Origin of the sequence: Taibaiella lutea, assembly GCF_008629695.1 — a bacterium.
Lineage (GTDB): Bacteria > Bacteroidota > Bacteroidia > Chitinophagales > Chitinophagaceae > Taibaiella > Taibaiella lutea.
Genome location: NZ_VWSH01000004.1, coordinates 724,397 through 741,092, shown reverse-complemented (window position 1 = coordinate 741,092; position 16,696 = coordinate 724,397). Strand labels below are relative to the sequence as shown.

14 protein-coding genes and 1 rRNA gene are annotated in these 16,696 nt (G+C 40.1%); 5 read left to right on the top strand and 10 right to left on the bottom strand.

What is annotated here, in order from left to right:
* A 5S ribosomal RNA gene (gene rrf / locus F0919_RS18315) occupies positions 1 to 103 on the top strand; the annotation flags it as partial.
* A 161-nt stretch (positions 104 to 264) separates the two neighbouring features.
* A complete protein-coding gene (locus F0919_RS18310; RefSeq protein ID WP_235903543.1) occupies positions 265 to 2,055 on the top strand; it encodes a DUF885 domain-containing protein in 1,791 nt (596 codons plus the stop codon).
* A gap of 21 nt (positions 2,056 to 2,076) precedes the next feature.
* Here the strand turns inward: F0919_RS18310 and F0919_RS18305 are convergent, their stop codons facing one another.
* Entirely contained in the window at positions 2,077 to 2,655 is a 579-nt protein-coding gene (locus F0919_RS18305; protein ID WP_150034367.1) for a Crp/Fnr family transcriptional regulator, read from the bottom strand.
* Positions 2,656 to 2,773: 118 nt separating this feature from the next.
* Here F0919_RS18305 and F0919_RS18300 point away from each other — a divergent pair, with 118 nt between their 5' ends.
* The gene (locus tag F0919_RS18300; protein ID WP_150034365.1) at positions 2,774 to 3,055 is read left to right on the top strand and encodes a DUF6496 domain-containing protein; all 282 of its coding nucleotides are present in this window, start codon (positions 2,774 to 2,776) and stop codon (positions 3,053 to 3,055) included.
* Between the two features lie 127 nt (positions 3,056 to 3,182).
* Here F0919_RS18300 and F0919_RS18295 read toward each other — a convergent pair whose 3' ends face one another.
* Both F0919_RS18295 and F0919_RS18290 read right to left on the bottom strand, forming a co-directional pair.
* Positions 3,183 to 3,509 carry a DUF6686 family protein gene (locus tag F0919_RS18295; protein WP_150034363.1) on the bottom strand — a complete coding sequence of 109 codons (327 nt, stop codon included), beginning with the start codon at positions 3,507 to 3,509 and terminating at the stop codon, positions 3,183 to 3,185.
* 110 nt (positions 3,510 to 3,619) lie between these two features.
* On the bottom strand, positions 3,620 to 4,828 hold the full coding sequence (locus F0919_RS18290; RefSeq protein ID WP_150034361.1) for an NAD(P)/FAD-dependent oxidoreductase: 1,209 nt from the start codon (positions 4,826 to 4,828) through the stop codon (positions 3,620 to 3,622).
* A gap of 535 nt (positions 4,829 to 5,363) precedes the next feature.
* Between F0919_RS18290 and F0919_RS18285 the strand changes: the two genes are divergently transcribed.
* Together F0919_RS18285 and F0919_RS18280 are read left to right on the top strand one after the other, a co-directional pair.
* Positions 5,364 to 5,672 carry a hypothetical protein gene (locus tag F0919_RS18285; RefSeq protein ID WP_150034359.1) on the top strand — a complete coding sequence of 103 codons (309 nt, stop codon included), beginning with the start codon at positions 5,364 to 5,366 and terminating at the stop codon, positions 5,670 to 5,672.
* Positions 5,673 to 5,761: 89 nt separating this feature from the next.
* Positions 5,762 to 7,093 (top strand): sigma-54-dependent transcriptional regulator, encoded by a 1,332-nt coding sequence (locus F0919_RS18280; protein WP_150034357.1) that lies wholly within the window; start codon positions 5,762 to 5,764, stop codon positions 7,091 to 7,093.
* A gap of 2 nt (positions 7,094 to 7,095) precedes the next feature.
* On the opposite strand, the gene F0919_RS18275 is transcribed toward F0919_RS18280, so the two are convergent.
* From F0919_RS18275 to F0919_RS18245, 7 genes are all read right to left on the bottom strand, one after another.
* Positions 7,096 to 9,003 (bottom strand): AAA domain-containing protein, encoded by a 1,908-nt coding sequence (locus tag F0919_RS18275; protein WP_150034355.1) that lies wholly within the window; start codon positions 9,001 to 9,003, stop codon positions 7,096 to 7,098.
* A gap of 42 nt (positions 9,004 to 9,045) precedes the next feature.
* Entirely contained in the window at positions 9,046 to 10,026 is a 981-nt protein-coding gene (locus F0919_RS18270; RefSeq protein WP_150034353.1) for an ABC transporter ATP-binding protein, read from the bottom strand.
* An 87-nt stretch (positions 10,027 to 10,113) separates the two neighbouring features.
* The gene (gene pgl, locus F0919_RS18265) at positions 10,114 to 10,827 is read right to left on the bottom strand and encodes a 6-phosphogluconolactonase (protein WP_150034351.1); all 714 of its coding nucleotides are present in this window, start codon (positions 10,825 to 10,827) and stop codon (positions 10,114 to 10,116) included.
* 2 nt (positions 10,828 to 10,829) lie between these two features.
* On the bottom strand, positions 10,830 to 12,353 hold the full coding sequence (zwf, locus tag F0919_RS18260; protein ID WP_150034349.1) for a glucose-6-phosphate dehydrogenase: 1,524 nt from the start codon (positions 12,351 to 12,353) through the stop codon (positions 10,830 to 10,832).
* A gap of 25 nt (positions 12,354 to 12,378) precedes the next feature.
* On the bottom strand, positions 12,379 to 13,815 hold the full coding sequence (gene gndA, locus F0919_RS18255; protein WP_150034347.1) for an NADP-dependent phosphogluconate dehydrogenase: 1,437 nt from the start codon (positions 13,813 to 13,815) through the stop codon (positions 12,379 to 12,381).
* A 6-nt stretch (positions 13,816 to 13,821) separates the two neighbouring features.
* Complete coding sequence (tkt, locus tag F0919_RS18250) at positions 13,822 to 15,831, bottom strand: transketolase (RefSeq protein WP_150034345.1); 2,010 nt, start codon at positions 15,829 to 15,831, stop codon at positions 13,822 to 13,824.
* Positions 15,832 to 15,988: 157 nt separating this feature from the next.
* A complete protein-coding gene (locus F0919_RS18245) occupies positions 15,989 to 16,567 on the bottom strand; it encodes a DUF4142 domain-containing protein (protein ID WP_150034343.1) in 579 nt (192 codons plus the stop codon).
* Between the last annotated feature and the right edge of the window lie 129 nt (positions 16,568 to 16,696).

Below are 16,696 nucleotides of genomic sequence, written 5' to 3'. Positions count from 1 at the left end.
GTATTGCCGAGGGTGTTCACCTCTTCCCATTCCGAACAGAGAAGTTAAGCCCCTCATGGCCGATGGTACTGGTTAACTCCGGGAGAGTAGGTAGCTGCCATATTTATTACAAAACCTTCAACTTAAATAGTTGAAGGTTTTTTTGTGCACGAAACTTTGACCTATCGAATAAACGTACTGGAATTCAAAGAAGAAAGTAAATAATAATACCAATAAATTTATAAATTTGGTCTCCATTAAATCTTCACATCTCAACAGACCAAAATGTTCAAAGCAAAAAGTATGTTGCCGTTATTGTTAAGCTTATCACTTGGTTTTACGGCCTGTAATCAAAATGGGGCAACTTCTGAAAGGAAGGCAAGTCCTGCTTTGGAAGAAATATTTAAAAATTATTACCAGGAGCGTTTGGCCCTTTTTCCAATAGAAGCTACTTCGAATGGAGATAATCGTTTTAACGATAAACTATACGCGGATTTTACAGATAGTTACCGTGATAAACTTGCCGCTTTTTACAATAAATACAAACAAGAGATTGAAAAAGTTAATCGTGCTGAATTAAGTACGGAAGAACAAATCGATTACGATTGCTTTGTGTATGATGTAAATCAGAGCCTTGAATCTTTCAAATTTCATAGCAATTACATGCCTTTGGGGCAGATAGGCGGATTTCATTTATTGTTTGCTCAGATGGGCAGTGGTACTTCCATCCAGCCTTTTAAAACGGTTGCGGATTATGATAATTGGATGAAGCGTATGCAGGCTTTTGGCCCTTATATGGATAGTGTGATTGTTTATTTTAAGAAGGGCGTAAACACACATTGGGTATTGCCCAAAGCATTGGTGTCAAAGATGATTCCTCAAATGGAAAGCATGCAGGCAAGTGATATTACAACTTCCCTTTTTTACAAACCTATCCAGAATTTCCCTAAGGACTTTTCAGATGCAGATAAGCAAAGACTTCAAAAGGATTTTACTGCAACTATTACAGATGTAGTAATGCCTGCCTATAGAAAAGTAGGCGATTATCTGAAGAATGAATATCTGCCGCAGGCAAGGAATACAGCAGGCGTATGGGATTTACCTGATGGCGCGAATTTCTATAATTTCTGTGTGCATCAGGGTACATCAACTGATATGACTGCTGATGAAATTTATAATCTCGGCTTATCAGAGGTTGCACGTATTAAAGGTGAAATGGAGACAGTTAAAAATAATACCGGATTTAAAGGTGATTTAAAATCATTCTTCACTTATCTCGATACTGCAAAGAAATTTACTCCATATACCACTGATTCACAAATACTGAATGCTTATCACGATATTTATAACAAGATGCAGCCGCAACTTAAAAAGTTGTTTGTGAATACGCCTAAAACTCCATTTGAAATAAGACAGGTAGAAGCTTTCAGGGCTAAGAGCGCATCATCGGAATATAATCCGGGAAGTCCTGACGGAAGCCGTCCCGGTATATTTTACGTCCTGATTTTAGATCCTGCAAAATACAATGTTGTTGCAGAGCAAATGGAAAGTCTGTTTTTACATGAAGCTATTCCGGGTCACCATTACCAGATTTCATTGCAACAGGAGGATACGGGCTTACCTGATTTCAGGCGCTTTTCATTTGGCTATAATGCTTATATAGAAGGCTGGGCTTTGTATTGCGAAAGCCTTGGCAAAGAACTTGGATTATACACAGATCCGTATCAGCACATGGGTGCGCTTGGCGCAGAAATGCACCGAGCTATCAGATTGGTTGTGGATGCAGGTATGCATTCCAAAAAGATGACAAGGGAAGAGGCTATTAAGTATATGATGGACAATGAACAGATTAATGAAGAAGGTGCGACCATCGAAATTGAGAGATATATGAACTGGCCGGGGCAAGCTTTGGGTTACAAAATCGGTTCTATTACTATTGCACGTTTGCGTAAAGAATGTACCGAAAAAATGGGTAAGCATTTCAATATTTCAGCCTTCCATGACGAAGTGCTTAAATATGGTTGTATGCCGCTGAATGTATTAGAACAACATATTCATAGCTGGGAAGCAAAATAAAAAATCAGGTAAGAGCCAGGTTCATTGTTTAGCAAGCCTGGCTCTTACTTTACTAAGAAACTCCGGCGTAAAACCAAGAAAAGATGCTATATAATGCTGTGCCACGCGTTGCGGAATAGTAGGGTAGCGTTTCAGAAAATCCAGATACTTTTCTGTTGCGGTTGTTGCAATGGTTTTGAATAATCTTTGTTGCAGATTGGCAAGATTCTTTTGCACCATTAAACGAAATATTCTTTCAAATTTCGGGATCTCTTTTAATAATATTTCTTTGTTTTCAAGTGTAAGGGTCAATACTTCTACATCTTCCAAGGTTTCAATAAACATATGACTTGGCACACGATCATGGAAACTTGTAATGTCGCTTACCCACCAATTTTCTATGGCGAACTGTAAGGTAACTTCATCTCCTTTTTCATCGATATAATAGTTACGGATACAGCCTTTGTTTACAAAACTTTCAAAATGGCAAACATCGCCTTCCTTTAACAGCATTGTTTTTCGCGGGATTTCCTGAAGCAAAAGCAAATCGTTGAAACGATCTAATTCCTCATTGCTGAAGGCAGCGTATCTGAGTACGTATTGATTGATGGCTGTATACATGCTTTCAAATTTACTAAACAATATTTTTTATTTGAAAAATATTAACGCAGCTCATGCATCCTTAATATAGGTTGATTGTTTAGATAGAAAGATTTATTCACAACAATAAATTTATATCATGGTAAAGTACTCAGAAAAAGCAGGCAAGAAAGTAGAAAGGGCAATGCACGAAATGCATGAAGGCACATTAAAAAGTGGTTCCGGTAAAAAGGTTACGAGCAAAAAGCAGGCTATAGCTATCGGTCTTTCCGAGGCGAGAGATGCGGGTGCCAAAGTACCAAAGAAAGCTGCAGCGAAAAAATCTCCCGCAAAAAAGTCTGCTGCTAAAAAATCTGCTCCAAAAAAATCTGCAGTGAAGAAGTCGGCCCCAAAGAAATCTGCCCCTAAAAAGAAAGGATAAAAAACAATACCTGCAAAATATTTGCAGGTATTGTCTTTTTAGAATTGGTGCCGGTGCAAACCATTTTACAATTGAATCATGTTTGTGCGTTGTGATTAAGATTGTCAGTTTGCCCGGGCTTTATATTTTACAGATGGAACAGGGCCATCAATTGTTGTGCTTTTTCTTCGGTGTCGGCAGCTTCCAATATCCGGTGAAAGCTGTTGACTTCTTCTTTTGTAAGCAATATAAACAAACCTGCTGAAGGAGTTGGTATCACTATGTTCCGTGTATTTTCAAAAGAAGCATAATCAATATCATTACACTTCTTTTTAACAACTTTACGAAGTGTGATATAATCCTTTGTACTTAAAGAAAGCATTGTGTTTCCGAATGCCACCTGATAATAGCCACAATCTTTGCATTGTGCCACATAGCCATCATCGCTGTAATATAAAGATTGAAATTCGCACATAAGTTTATGTTTATGAATACAAACTTCAGCTTTGCATTGATAAAATGATGTCAGTTATGGGAAATATTTCTTCAAAAAAGGGAATAGATTTTGTGTGAGTTAAACAGATCTCACTTTCTGTCAAAGCCAAACACCATTTCTCTGCTATCGCTTTGCCCTTTTATTTTTTTGCGGATTATTTGTGCTGCTATCATGCTGAATGTAATGCCGTTTCCGCCATAGCCGAGGGCGAAATACATCTGCTTCATTCCGGGGTATTCTCCTATGTAGGGCAAACCATCTTTGGTGGCACTGAATGTTCCACACCATGACATGTCAACTTTGATTTTTTTATCAGGGAATAGTTTTTCAAAATTTGAAATCAGGTTGTTTGTTTTGCGGTCCAGTAAAGCGTCCCGTAAGTTTTCATTTTTGAATTTAATGTCTTCACCGCCCAACATGATTCTATTGTCTCTTGTTGTCCTCATATAAAAGTAAGGTCTTGCTGTTTCCCAGATAAGGCATTCATCTTTCCATAAGGCTTCCTTGGGTACTGGTTCTGATACTAATGCATAAGTGCTGAGCAAATCCATTATTTTCTTCGGAAGGAATTTGCCCGCTTCATATCCGGCGGCTATTACAAGGTATTTGCAATGGATTGTATGGCCTTGCTCTGTACTTAGCTCATATCCGTTGCTGTTTTGTGTATAACTCGTTACCGGAGTGTATGGATAAAGTTTGAGATCGTTGTGTTTACGATGATAATCCAAAAGCAGGATAGCAGATTTGTAGGCATCCATTTGTGCGGATTCGTAATTTCTTAAAGCACCGGGTTTGTCAATACTGTATTCGCTTTGCAAAAGAGTATGGTCAAGAAATTCAACGGGTAAGTCGTATTGTTTCCTTACTTTATATTCTTTCTCAATTTCTTTCAGCCCTTTTTTATCTGATGCTAAATATAAGGTTGGCTTACGTTCAAATTCGGCATCCAGTTTCGTTTGCTGAAATACTGCCTGTATATCCTTAATAGATTGCAAGCTTGACTGATAAGCGGTTACAGCAGTTTGTTCCGATATTTTTTTCAATAGCTGATATAAGGGAATGTCAATTTCATATTGTAATTGTGCTGTACTTGCGGCAGAACTTCCGGTACATAACGGGCGTTTGTCAATCACTGCACATTCTATTCCGTGACTGCATAATTCGTGCGCTACCAAAGCGCCCGTAATGCCTGAGCCGATTATTGCCACATCGATATTTATATTTTCCTTTAAAGCATGCTCACTATTAAACAATGGATTTTTGATAAGCCAATAAGGTAGTCCTGCGTATAAATCCATATTTTTTATTTGATTATGATTGTCTGTTAATTTTCAGCTTTATAACAGTATTAAGTGTTTTTAGTTGAAGGCAATAATGGCGAAAAGCAAGCAGCCGATCTTTTAACGCAATGATATACCGCTGGATAGTATTATGTATCGTTGAGGTTGTTATGTGTCGGACACCTTCGAGGTGTACGACACATAACAAATGTCCATGTATCGCTCCTGCAGGGTCATGTACCATTCTTACAGGGTCATGTATCGCTTGGACAGCATTCTGTATGGCTTGGACAGTATCGTTGAGTCAGTATGTGTCCATATATCGTTTGTCAGCAGCAAAATAACACATCGAAAGTGTCTAATATATTGTAAATTACTTTAAATTGTAGGATTTATTTGTAGGAAAATCCAACAGGTTGCAGGAGAATCCAACAGGTTGAAAATGATACGTGTTTTCTTAGTTTGTTGATAATGAGCTTTTTGCATTTAAATTTATTTTCTGGCACGATTTTTCGATATAGTATAGTATTACTTACTTAAAAAATATCGTTTTATGAAAAGAATCGTTTTAGCCACTTTGATTTTGGCATCTGTTTCGTTTGTTAGTGTAAATGCTCAACCATCTGCAACACAAGAAGTAACAGCTGTTGCTGCTACTACAGCAGACGAAACTCCGATTAAACCCGCCGATTTACCGGAAACAGTAAAGAAAACACTTGCATCCGATGCTTTTGCAAAATGGACTGTATCTGCAGCTTCAGTTGTAAAAGAGGGAGAAACTGAATATTTTAAAGTTGATTTGGTGAATGGTGAAGAAAAGCAAACCGTAAAGCTTGATAAAGAGGGGCAAATTATCAAGTAATTTTTTGGCATGCTTTTACAAAGGCTGTGGAATTTTCCACAGCCTTTTTTTATATTTTTGGATGCTTCAAATTAATTATGACCGAATCCATGCACCCAATACTTGTAGTAGATGATGACCATACGTTTGCCAAAATTCTGGAAAGCTTTTTAAGCAGAAAAGGTTATATAATTGATGTTTGCTATAATATAAAAGAAGCTGTCGCTGTTTTGGACAGTAAATTATATGCTTTGCATTTGTTGGATTATCGCCTGCCGGATGGTACAGGGCTTGATATATTGAATGCAGCACATAACAAAGGGATAAAGACGCCTTCTATTATCATGACGAGTTTCAATGATGTAAGGACAGCGGTAAAAGCCATGCATTCGGGGGCTTTCGATTATATTACGAAGCCTGTGAACCAGGATGAGCTGCTGATGCTGATAGAGCAGGCTATTGAAAAGGAAGATGTCGTAACGCCAGATGTATCTGTAAATGCACCGCCTCATTTTGTTGAGGGTGAAAGCGCTGAGTCAAAGCGGCTTCATGAACAGATAAGGCTGATTGCTCCAACGGATATGTCGGTTATTATCAATGGTGAAAGCGGAACGGGCAAGGAGTATGTGGCAAGGCTTATCCATACATTGAGTGACAGGAGCGATAAAACGTTTATTGCCGTAGATTGCGGCACACTTTCAACGGAACTGGCTGCCAGCGAGCTTTTCGGACATATGAAGGGGGCCTTTACGGGCGCTTTGCAAAATAAGACGGGTAAATTTGAAGATGCTAACGGGGGTACATTGTTCCTGGATGAAATAGGAAATCTTAGTTATGAGGTTCAGGTAAAGCTTTTGCGTGCTTTACAGGAACGTGTCATTACTCCTGTTGGCGGCAACAAGGAAATTAAATTTGACATAAGGGTCATTGTTGCGACAAATGAAGATTTGAATAACAGGATTAGCGAGGGCAAATTCCGCGAGGACTTATACCATCGTTTAAATGAATTTAAAGTGGTTGTACCGCCTTTAAGAAAGCGGGGGAATGATATTATATTGTTTATAGATTATTTCATCAGAGAGTCGAATGCTATCCTGAAAAGAAATGTAAGGCAGTTGTCGCCCGAGGTTTTGGATATTTTCAGGAAGTATGACTGGCCGGGCAATATAAGGGAGTTAAAGAATATTGTGAAGCGATTGGTATTGCTGGCTAAAGGGGATATGGCGGTTAAAGAAGATCTTCCGGAGGAAATGTTATTGGATATGGAACAATCCCAGCCAAAGGAGGGAACTGATTTAAAGGTATTGCAGGAGAACAAGGAACGGGAATTGATTTTACAAACGCTCAAAGAAACGAAACATAATAAGTCTAAAACAGCAAAGCTCCTGAACATTGACAGGAGCACGCTTTATGCCAAAATGCAGAAGTATAATATTGAGTAGGCTTACAAATCTGAAAATTCCCAACAGCTTTGCCATGCGTTATGGGCTTCGGCATAAGCAATGAAACCTTCATAAAAAGGAATGGAAGCCAGGGTGGAACTGTCGCCGATAACAATCAGCTTTTTTCTTGCGCGGGTCATGGCAACGTTCATTCTCCGTGTATCTGTAAGGAAGCCCACATTGTTATCTGTATTGCTTCTTGTCATGCTGATATAAACTATGTCACGCTCCTGTCCCTGAAAGCTGTCAATGGTATTTACTGAAATTTTATGCCTGTATTTAAGCATTAATTCATGTTCCCGCATGAGTTCCTGAAGCAATAATACTTGTTGCTTGTATGGTGATATAATACCGATTGTCGGGAAGTTATCCTGATTATAATGTGTTTCCAGCCCAGTAATAAATTGGGTAAAATGTTTTATCAGAAAGGCCGCTTCTTCCGGATTGCTGATGCTGCTACCTTCCTGTTTTTCTTCAAAGCCGCTTCCTGCGGTGTCTATAAAGGTTAATGGTAAATCTTCCGGGAACAATAGATGCTGAGCGACAGAGATGTGCGCTTTCAATGCATTGTTATAAAATACAGCAGAGGAATAACCCATAATCTGTTCATGCATTCTGTATTGTTCTTCCAGTAAAACAACCGCGTCAGGAAACAGTTCCACACATTTAGCCATTAAGGTATGTTCCAATCCTTTTTTTGCGGCTTCCTGCGATTTTATGGTAGGTGGCAATTGATTGTGATCACCTGCCATTATTAATCTTTGTGCTTTCAGAACCGGAATCCAGCAAGCAGGTTCAATGGCCTGTCCGGCTTCGTCAATAATAACGGTATGGTATTTCCTGTTTTTGATGGAATAATGATTGGAACCAACGAGTGTGGCTGTAATAACCTGTGCTTCGTTGAGCAATGCTTCGGTTATATATTGTTCTGTCTTCTCCGCTTCTTTCATCACTTTATGCGCCTCGTCGAATAATGCTTTGCGTTGTTCCCTTTCTGCTTTCCCGAAGTTGCGTTTATATTTATGTGCCATATCCCTGAAAGATTGCGCCTGTTTTTTTAAGCGTTTCACTTCTTTCATACGGGTGTCTTCGGCGGTTTTTCCGTCGAGGGTTAGGGATAATAACTTTTCGGTTACCCGGGCAGGATTGCCTGCGCGCACTACTTTCAGGCCTTCATCGGCCAGCTTTTCGCTTAACAAATCAACTGCTGCATTGCTGGGCGCAACAACCAGTATTTGTTTTTCTTCTTTTTGAAGAATGGCTTTTATGGCTGCTACCAGGGTGGTTGTTTTACCTGTTCCGGGAGGACCGTGCACTATAGCCAATTCATTTGAAGCGATGATTTTCTGAACTGCATTGTTTTGAGAGGCATTAAGCTTTGAGGAAGCAGGTGTGGTTACTGCATTATTAAATGTGGGGTGTTTGTTGCCAATCAATGTCTGAACCAGATGTCCTTCTTTGTCGTTGTCACTTAAATCTCCTGCTGCTTTAAGTGCAATAAACATTTCGTCATAACTGTTTTCATCAAACAGCAAATCTATACCGAGCTTGCCATTACGGCTCCATTCGGGCAATTCTTCCGTTCTTAATGCAAGTTTTAGTTTATTGCCATATACATGGGATACAATTCCTTCAACTCTGTCTTCTTTTGCATTATGATTGGAAAACAATGCAGCGGGCATTCCCGACCTGAACTGGTGTATAATATCCTGATGGGTGGTGCGCTCCAGTTCAACAGTTACGTAATCGCCTTTACCGGGTTCCACACCTTTAATAGCTAATGGATACCATGTAATGCCATTTGTTCTTCTTTCGGAAACAGATGCGGTAGCGTTCATTTTTATGAAGCTATTCTTGTCTTCTTCCTGTTCTATCTTTAATAAATCCTGTAATTCCTTAAAATAATTCATTGGATGAAAGCTATGCTGATAATGGGTTTGTTGTGGTATTTATTATAATGTCCAATAATTCTTTTCTTCCTTTAATTGTATTGCTATTTTTTGGCCGGCTTCAAAATCGCCGGAGGTTGTAATAAGGCTGATGATGTTTTCATGAATACGGATTTTTAATTCATGATAGTTGCCCCAGAAAACAATCTTTTCAATAATACCGGCTACTCCGTTATTTCCTTTTGTTGCAACAGCAAACTGTTCGGGCCTTACGAATAAATTTTTGCCGTTTAGGGTTAATGAAGCATCGAATAAGCGGGCTGTTGCTTCATTGAGCAAATTATATTTTCCGAGTAATGCACCTGCATAGACATCTACGGGTTTGAAGTAAATTTCCATCGGGCTGTCTTCCTGTAATAAGCTGCCTTCTTTTAAAATAATCATTTTATCTGCCCATGATAAAAGATCGAGCGGGTCATGAGAAGCTATTATACAGGTAAGACCGAGTTCGGTGCCAATATCTTCGAGTATGTTTTTCAATATAGATTTATGAATCAAGTCGAGATTGGAAAAGGGCTCGTCTAATATAAGCAATCGCGGAGCAGTCAACAGTAGTCTTGCCAAAGCTATTCTTTGTTTTTCTCCGCCTGAAAGCTGAAAGGTTGTGCGTTTTAACAGATGGCTTATTTTGCACAGATCAAACAATTGCATTGCTTTTTCTTCTGTCATGGTATTTGCATAGGACAGAATTTCTTCCATTCTCTGATGGTTGCGTAATTCGTAATGCTGCGACAAATAAGCTATGCCGGGCTGCCCGGGAATGAGCCTGTATTTTGGTCCTTTTACTTTTTTTGAATCAAAATAAACAACTCCTGCGTCGGCATCATCCAAGCCTGCAATTATTTTAAGCAAAGTACTTTTGCCGGAACCTGTAGCACCTGCAATGCCAAGTTTTTGGCCTGAATGGAGTTTAAATGAAATGTGCTTAAGAGAAAAAGATTCCGCGATATTTCTTCCGACTTCCGATACTTCTAAGATGGGCATGTGGTGCTGGTGCAATTGTATCAATCGTTTATTACAAATGGCAAAAGTAACGACTAAAGCAATAATAGCATAAAAAGCATCGGGGCATTATAAACCAGTACCGGCATCTTTATCTATAAACCAATGTACACGTGGGGTTTTAATAAGCTGTACGGGAAATGCGTCCGTATCTATCGGGCCTTTAAGCGCCTGCCGGATGGCGGATGCTTTGTTTTTACCTGAAACGAGAAAATAAATGCACTTTGCTTTATTGATTAGGGGGGCGTTCATTGTTATCCTGTATGCGTTTTTATCATCTGTTTTGACAGCCTTTACGGCGGGTTCTGTGTCATGTAGAATTGCGGTATGGGGAAACAGGGAGGCGACGTGCAGGTTCTCGCCAAGCCCTAATAATATCAGGTCAAAGGACATTTCACTGTTGCCAAAGAAACTTTTTAGTTTTTGCTGATAAAGTTCGGCAGCTTTATTTATTGCAACAGCGGTATCTATAAAGAAAATCTGTTCGGGAGGGATTTGCAAAGGGGTAAGTAGTGTTGCTGCAGCCATTCTGTAATTACTTTCTTCGTCTGTAGGGGGAACAAAGCGTTCATCGCCAAAAAAGAAAAATACTTTGGACCAGTTTACGGCTTCATTGAATGGCGGGGCAGCAAGCAACTTGTAGAGTTCTTCAGGCGTCTGGCCACCGGATAATACTAATGTGAAAGCATTCTTTTCTGCAATATTTTTTTTAGCAAGGGAGACAATATGCAATGCTATGGAATGGATTGCTTCTTTTTTTGTGGGTGATATACTCAGCATCATATTTATTCCTGTTTGCTGTCTTTTAAAGGAAGGGTGAACCAATGGAAACCATCTCTTGCTATCAAAGCTTCTGCTTCTTCGGGTCCCCAGGAATCGGCTGCATAATTGGGAAAATGTATGCTTTTTCTGCCCTGCCATGTATTAATGACAGGCATCAGCAAGGCCCATGCGGTTTCAACCTGATCGCCTCTCATAAACAAGGTCTGATCGCCTGACATAATATCGAGTAACAGGGTTTCGTAGGCTTCCGGAGTTTGTGTGGTATAAACACCATTGTAGTCAAATACCATATCTACGGTATTCAGCATCATATCCAGACCAGGGCGCTTGGCCTGTAGTTGCAGCCTGATACTCATTTCGGGCTGTATGCTTATTACCAACCGGTTTTGTTGCCAGCTTTCCATCGTTTCGCCGGGAAATACTTTATGGGGTACGTCTTTAAACTGAATGGATATAACAGAAGATGTCTGATGCATTCTTTTACCGCTGCGCACATAAAAAGGAACGCCTTGCCAACGCCAGTTATCGACATAGAATTTTAATGCTGCAAAGGTTTCGGTATTAGAGTCTTTGTCTACATCGGGCTCCTGTCTGTAACCGGGCACTTCATCGCCCTGTACCCAGCCTTCAGCATATTGACCCCGTACGGTGTTTAATCTTATTTCTTCTTTTTCAAAGGCCCTCATGGCATTGAGTACGGCTACTTTTTTATCTCTTATTTCATCGGCATTGAAACTGATAGGGGGCTCCATGGCCACAAGGCAAAGCAGCTGCAAGACATGATTCTGAATCATGTCTTTTAATGCGCCTGCATGTTCGTAGTAAGCCCCGCGGCTTTCCACGCCTAATTGTTCTGTTACTGATATCTGTACGTGCTCAATGAAATCGCGGTTCCATAAAGGTTCTATAATGCTGTTGGCAAAGCGGAATGCCAGGATGTTCTGAACGGTTTCTTTGCCTAAGTAATGATCAATGCGGTAAATCTGTTTTTCATCATACATTTTTTCCAGAAGCTGATTTAACTCCCTTGCGCTTTCAAAGTCATGGCCAAATGGTTTTTCCAAAACAATGCGGGTATGTGAGGTGTCTTTCATCAGGCCGGCTTTGTAGAGCTGCTGGCTTATAACGGGAAATAATTCGGGTGAGACGGCGAGATAGTAAATGACTTGTACAGATTTGCTTTTCCACTTTAGCTTTAAATCGTTAATCTGCTTACCTATTTTTTCATAAGATGAAATCTGCTTTACATCAGCAACTGCATAGGTGATATGTTGTGCAAAGGAGGTCCATTCTTTGGTGTCAACTTTGTTTCTTCTTGAAAATTTGCGGACGCTGTCTTTTAATGTTGCGGCAAATGATTTGTCCGTCATTTTGGTTCTGCCTGTTCCTATTATGCAGAAGGTTTCGGAAAGCCAGCTGTCGAGAAACAGATTATATAATGCAGGCGCGAGTTTGCGCTGGCTTAAATCTCCGGTGGCACCAAACAAAACGAATATTACCGGCTCGCGATTGAGGTTATTATTCATCACGGATTTTTTGAATGAAGAAAAATTATTTTGAAGATTTAATGCCGGTCCATTGTGTATGGAAAGTACCGGAAACATTTATCTTTTCATATTGATGCGCACCGAAAAAATCTCTTTGAGCCTGAATAAGATTACTGCCTGAAGATGCTTTTTTTAAACTGTCAAAATAGCCGAGCGAGGCTGCAAATGCGGGCATTCCCAAACCATTGCCTATTGCAGTTTGCAATATACTCCTGATGCCTGTTTCTGTCTCTTTCAGCTCGCTTTCAACATTTTTATTCATGAACAGGTGATCAAGTTCTTTATCATTGCTATAGGCTTTATAAATAGTGTTCAGAAATTCAGAGCGGATGATACAGCCGCCACGCCAGATCCTTGCGATGTCAGCAATATTCAAATCATATTTGTAAGCTTCAGAGGCTTTTGAAAGCAGGTGCATTCCCTGGGCATAAGTGCTTATCATGGCAAAATAAAATGCATCTTCCAATAGCTTTGTCTGATGGCCGATGTCCACTGCCTCTTCGGGATGTGTTTCAGTCTTATACTTATCTCCCAATAAGGTTCTCAGGGATTTATATATGCTGAGGTTGCGCATTGCAACCGCAGTATCTATTGTAGGTATAGGTACATCCAGATCCATAGCAATCTGTGACGTCCATTTGCCGGTGCCTTTTGCTTTTGCTTCATCTTTGATGTCATCAAGGAGGATATGATTTTCGCCTTTCTCTTTATAGGTGAAAATTTCAGAAGTTATTTCGATAAGGAAGGATTGCAATCTGCCGTTATTCCATTTCTCAAATAGTGCGGCAATAGCAGCATTGTCAAGTTTGAGAAAATATTTAAGGTATTCGTATGTTTCAGCAATGAGTTGCATGAGTCCATATTCAATGCCGTTGTGAACTGTTTTTACAAAGTGACCGGATGCTTCGGGTCCTATATAGGTTACGCAGGCTTCGCCATCTACTTTGGCTGCTATGGCTTCGAGTATTGGTTTCATGACTTCGTACGCGGTTTTATCGCCTCCGGGCATCATGCTGGGGCCATAGCGTGCGCCTTCTTCGCCTCCTGATATGCCCATTCCGAAAAAATGAAGTCCTTTGGATTGCAGATAAATATCCCTGCGTCTTGTATCCTGAAAAAAGGAGTTGCCACCGTCTATCAGAATGTCGCCTTTATCCAGTAGCGGTATCAGCTCTTCCAGCACATCGTCCACAATTTTTCCAGCAGGAACAAGCATCATGATGGCACGGGGCGGTTTGATACTTTTTATAAATGCTGTGATATCATCAAATCCTTTTGTGTTATGATCTTCGTCTTCTTGTTCCAGTAGTGGAATCTTGGTTGTGTCTTTGTCATATCCTGCGCCTTTTATGCCGTGTTCAGACATATTCAGCAGCAAATTACGCCCCATTGTACCGAGGCCTATCATTCCAAAATCAAAGCCTGCTTGTATTGTTTCCATTGATCGCTATTTTCGGGATAAAAGTTCTTTTGCTTTGTTTACTATGTTTTCAACTGTAAAGCCATATTCCTTAAAAAGGGCATCGGCGGGTGCGGATGAACCAAAGGTATCTATGCCGATTATTATACCATCATCTGTGGCATATTTTTGCCAGCCTAAGGATGTGCCTGCTTCAACAACCAATCTTTTCCTTATTGTTTTTGGCAAAATCTTTTCCTTATAAGTTTCCGGTTGTTTGTCGAAAAGTTCCCATGAAGGCATGCTGACAACATTTGCGTCTATTCCGTCTTTTGATAAAACGGTTTGTGCTTCTAAAAGTAAATGTACTTCAGAGCCTGTCCCGATCAAAATGAGTTGTGGTTTTTGAGCAGCCTCAGATAATGTGTAAGCGCCTTTTAAGAGCCCGGAAGCTTTTGCGTATTTTGACTGGCTGATTACGGGAAGATCCTGACGGGTCAATACCATTGCTACCGGGCCTCCTGTATGTTCCAACGCAGCCTGCCAGGCCGCAACTGTTTCATTTGCATCAGCGGGTCTTATAAGTGTCAGGTTAGGGATTGACCTTAATGATAATAGTTGTTCAACGGGTTGATGTGTTGTTCCGTCTTCTCCTAAACCTATGCTGTCATGTGTGAAAATGAAAATGGGTTTAATCTTCATAATTGCAGCAAGCCTTATGGGCGGCCGCATGTATTCGGAGAAAATAAGAAAGGTAGCTCCGTAAGGAATGATGCCGTTGGTGAGGGCCATTCCGTTTAAGATAGCTCCCATCGAATGTTCTCTTACGCCGAAATGAAAATTACGGCCGGATCTGTCTTCGGGGGAAAAGTCGTTGAATGCTTTAAGCTGAGTGTCTGTGGATGGAGCCAGATCTGCGGAACCGCCTATTAATCCTGGAAAATAAGAAGCTATTGCGTTGAGTACTTTACCGGAAGCTTTTCTGGTGGCAATCTTTTCAATGTCTTTAAAATCGGGCAATGCTTTATGCCAGTCGGGTTTTGGTTTTCCGTCACGCAGTTGTTCAAGTTCTTTTGATAACTCCGGAAATGCTTTTTGATAGTTCTTATATAATACGTTCCATTCTTTTTCTTTCCGGATGCCTTCTTCTTTTACTTTTTCGTAAAAGTCCTTTACGGACTTGGGTATTTGAAAATATTTATCAGGATCGAAGCCCAGGTTTGTTTTTGTTTTTTTTACTTCGTCTTCGCCAAGAGGTGAACCGTGAGCATCTGCTTTATCTATTTTATTGGGACTGCCATAACCGATTTGGGTACGGACTTTTATTAATGAAGGTCTTTGAATCTCTACTTTTGCATTTCTGATGGCATTGGAAATAGCTTCAAGGTCGTTGCCATTTTCTACGATTTGCACATGCCAGTTATAGGCTTCAAATCTTTTACCTACATCCTCGTTGAAAGCCAGGTCTGTGCTGCCTTCTATGGATATATGATTGTCATCGTAAAGGTATATAAGGTTGCCCAATTCAAGGTGACCTGCTATGGAAGCTGCTTCCGAAGTAATTCCTTCCATCATGTCGCCATCGCTGCAGATGGCATAAATATGGTAATCGATGATTGGGAATTCAGGCCGGTTGTAATGTGCTTTCAAATATTTTTGCGCTATGGCCATGCCTATTGCATTTGCAAAGCCCTGCCCCAAAGGTCCGGTGGTAACTTCCACTCCGGGTGTCAGGCCATATTCGGGATGACCGGGTGTTTTGCTATGCAATTGCCTGAAGTTTTTTATATCATCTAATGAAAGGTCATATCCTGTAAGATGTAGCAAACTATATTGAAGCATGCATCCGTGTCCTGCAGACAATACGAATCTGTCCCTGTTAGGCCAGTCGGGATTTTCCGGATTATAATTCATATACCTGGTCCATAAGACGTGTGCCATGGGCGCAGCACCCATGGGCATTCCTGGATGGCCTGAATTTGCTTTTTGTACTGCATCGGCTGCCAAAAGCCTTATTGTATTAATGCAGTGCTCTTCAATGTTTTGATCTGAAAGCATAAACTGTCTTTAATAATTGTATAACAACACAATATGGCTATAAGTTGTATTGGCCGGCATCAATAACAAACCAATAATATTTTCATGGATTGGGTGTAAATTAAAGAGAGGGCTTCAAACAGAAGCCCTCTCTAAGTTATTATTAACAAGCGATAATTTACATTTTAGACTGCCATGCTTTTGCATCATCCAAATGTTTTTGTAACACAGGAATTGTTTCTGCTGTAAAGGCTTTTAAATCACCATCTGTAGTATTTGTATTTTCTTTCTGGAAAGCATCAACTGCATCTTTATGATCGCTTACCATCATGTCGATATAAGCTTTGTCAAAGTCTTTTCCTGTTTTTTTACCAAGGTCATTGATTTTATCCTGGCTATCGGTGCTCAATACAGTTGGTACAGATATATTTTTTGAAGTAGCCAAGGCACCTAATTTTGAACCAGCTGCAGTATGTTCGTCAATAATCATCTGGGCATACTTTTTCACGTTTGCATTGGAAGAAGTATTTAGAGCAAGTTTGCTTGCTTCAATTTCGGTCATGCCTGCATTAGTAGCCATTACTGCAAAGTCTGCATCTTCTGTAGATGCGGCAGGAGCAGTGTTGTCTTGTGTGACTTCGTTCACTTTCTGAGCTGAATCGACTGAATCATTTTCGGGAGTTCCGCTGTTACAAGCCGTTAAACCACCGATTGTGAGTGCCATAAAGCCAAAAGCATAGATTGTGTTCTTTTTCATAATTGTTGTTTTTAAGTTTGATTAGGATAGTAACGTTCAAGGAAATCAATTGTTCATTCAAATCAAAAAATGTTGAGATTTTATTTGCATTCATTGCTGATACACAAAAGAAAATGTTTAAATAATAAG

Bases quoted from the DNA above. Each gene is read 5' to 3' on its own strand.
- F0919_RS18310 (WP_235903543.1), top strand. From the start codon at position 265: ATGTTCAAAGCAAAAAGTATGTTGCCGTTATTGTTAAGCTTATCACTT.
- F0919_RS18305 (WP_150034367.1), bottom strand. From the start codon at position 2,655: ATGTATACAGCCATCAATCAATACGTACTCAGATACGCTGCCTTCAGC.
- F0919_RS18300 (WP_150034365.1), top strand. From the start codon at position 2,774: ATGGTAAAGTACTCAGAAAAAGCAGGCAAGAAAGTAGAAAGGGCAATG.
- F0919_RS18295 (WP_150034363.1), bottom strand. From the start codon at position 3,509: ATGTGCGAATTTCAATCTTTATATTACAGCGATGATGGCTATGTGGCA.
- F0919_RS18290 (WP_150034361.1), bottom strand. From the start codon at position 4,828: ATGGATTTATACGCAGGACTACCTTATTGGCTTATCAAAAATCCATTG.
- F0919_RS18285 (WP_150034359.1), top strand. From the start codon at position 5,364: ATGAAAAGAATCGTTTTAGCCACTTTGATTTTGGCATCTGTTTCGTTT.
- F0919_RS18280 (WP_150034357.1), top strand. From the start codon at position 5,762: ATGCACCCAATACTTGTAGTAGATGATGACCATACGTTTGCCAAAATT.
- F0919_RS18275 (WP_150034355.1), bottom strand. From the start codon at position 9,003: ATGAATTATTTTAAGGAATTACAGGATTTATTAAAGATAGAACAGGAA.
- F0919_RS18270 (WP_150034353.1), bottom strand. From the start codon at position 10,026: ATGCCCATCTTAGAAGTATCGGAAGTCGGAAGAAATATCGCGGAATCT.
- pgl (WP_150034351.1), bottom strand. From the start codon at position 10,827: ATGATGCTGAGTATATCACCCACAAAAAAAGAAGCAATCCATTCCATA.
- zwf (WP_150034349.1), bottom strand. From the start codon at position 12,353: ATGAATAATAACCTCAATCGCGAGCCGGTAATATTCGTTTTGTTTGGT.
- gndA (WP_150034347.1), bottom strand. From the start codon at position 13,815: ATGGAAACAATACAAGCAGGCTTTGATTTTGGAATGATAGGCCTCGGT.
- tkt (WP_150034345.1), bottom strand. From the start codon at position 15,831: ATGCTTTCAGATCAAAACATTGAAGAGCACTGCATTAATACAATAAGG.
- F0919_RS18245 (WP_150034343.1), bottom strand. From the start codon at position 16,567: ATGAAAAAGAACACAATCTATGCTTTTGGCTTTATGGCACTCACAATC.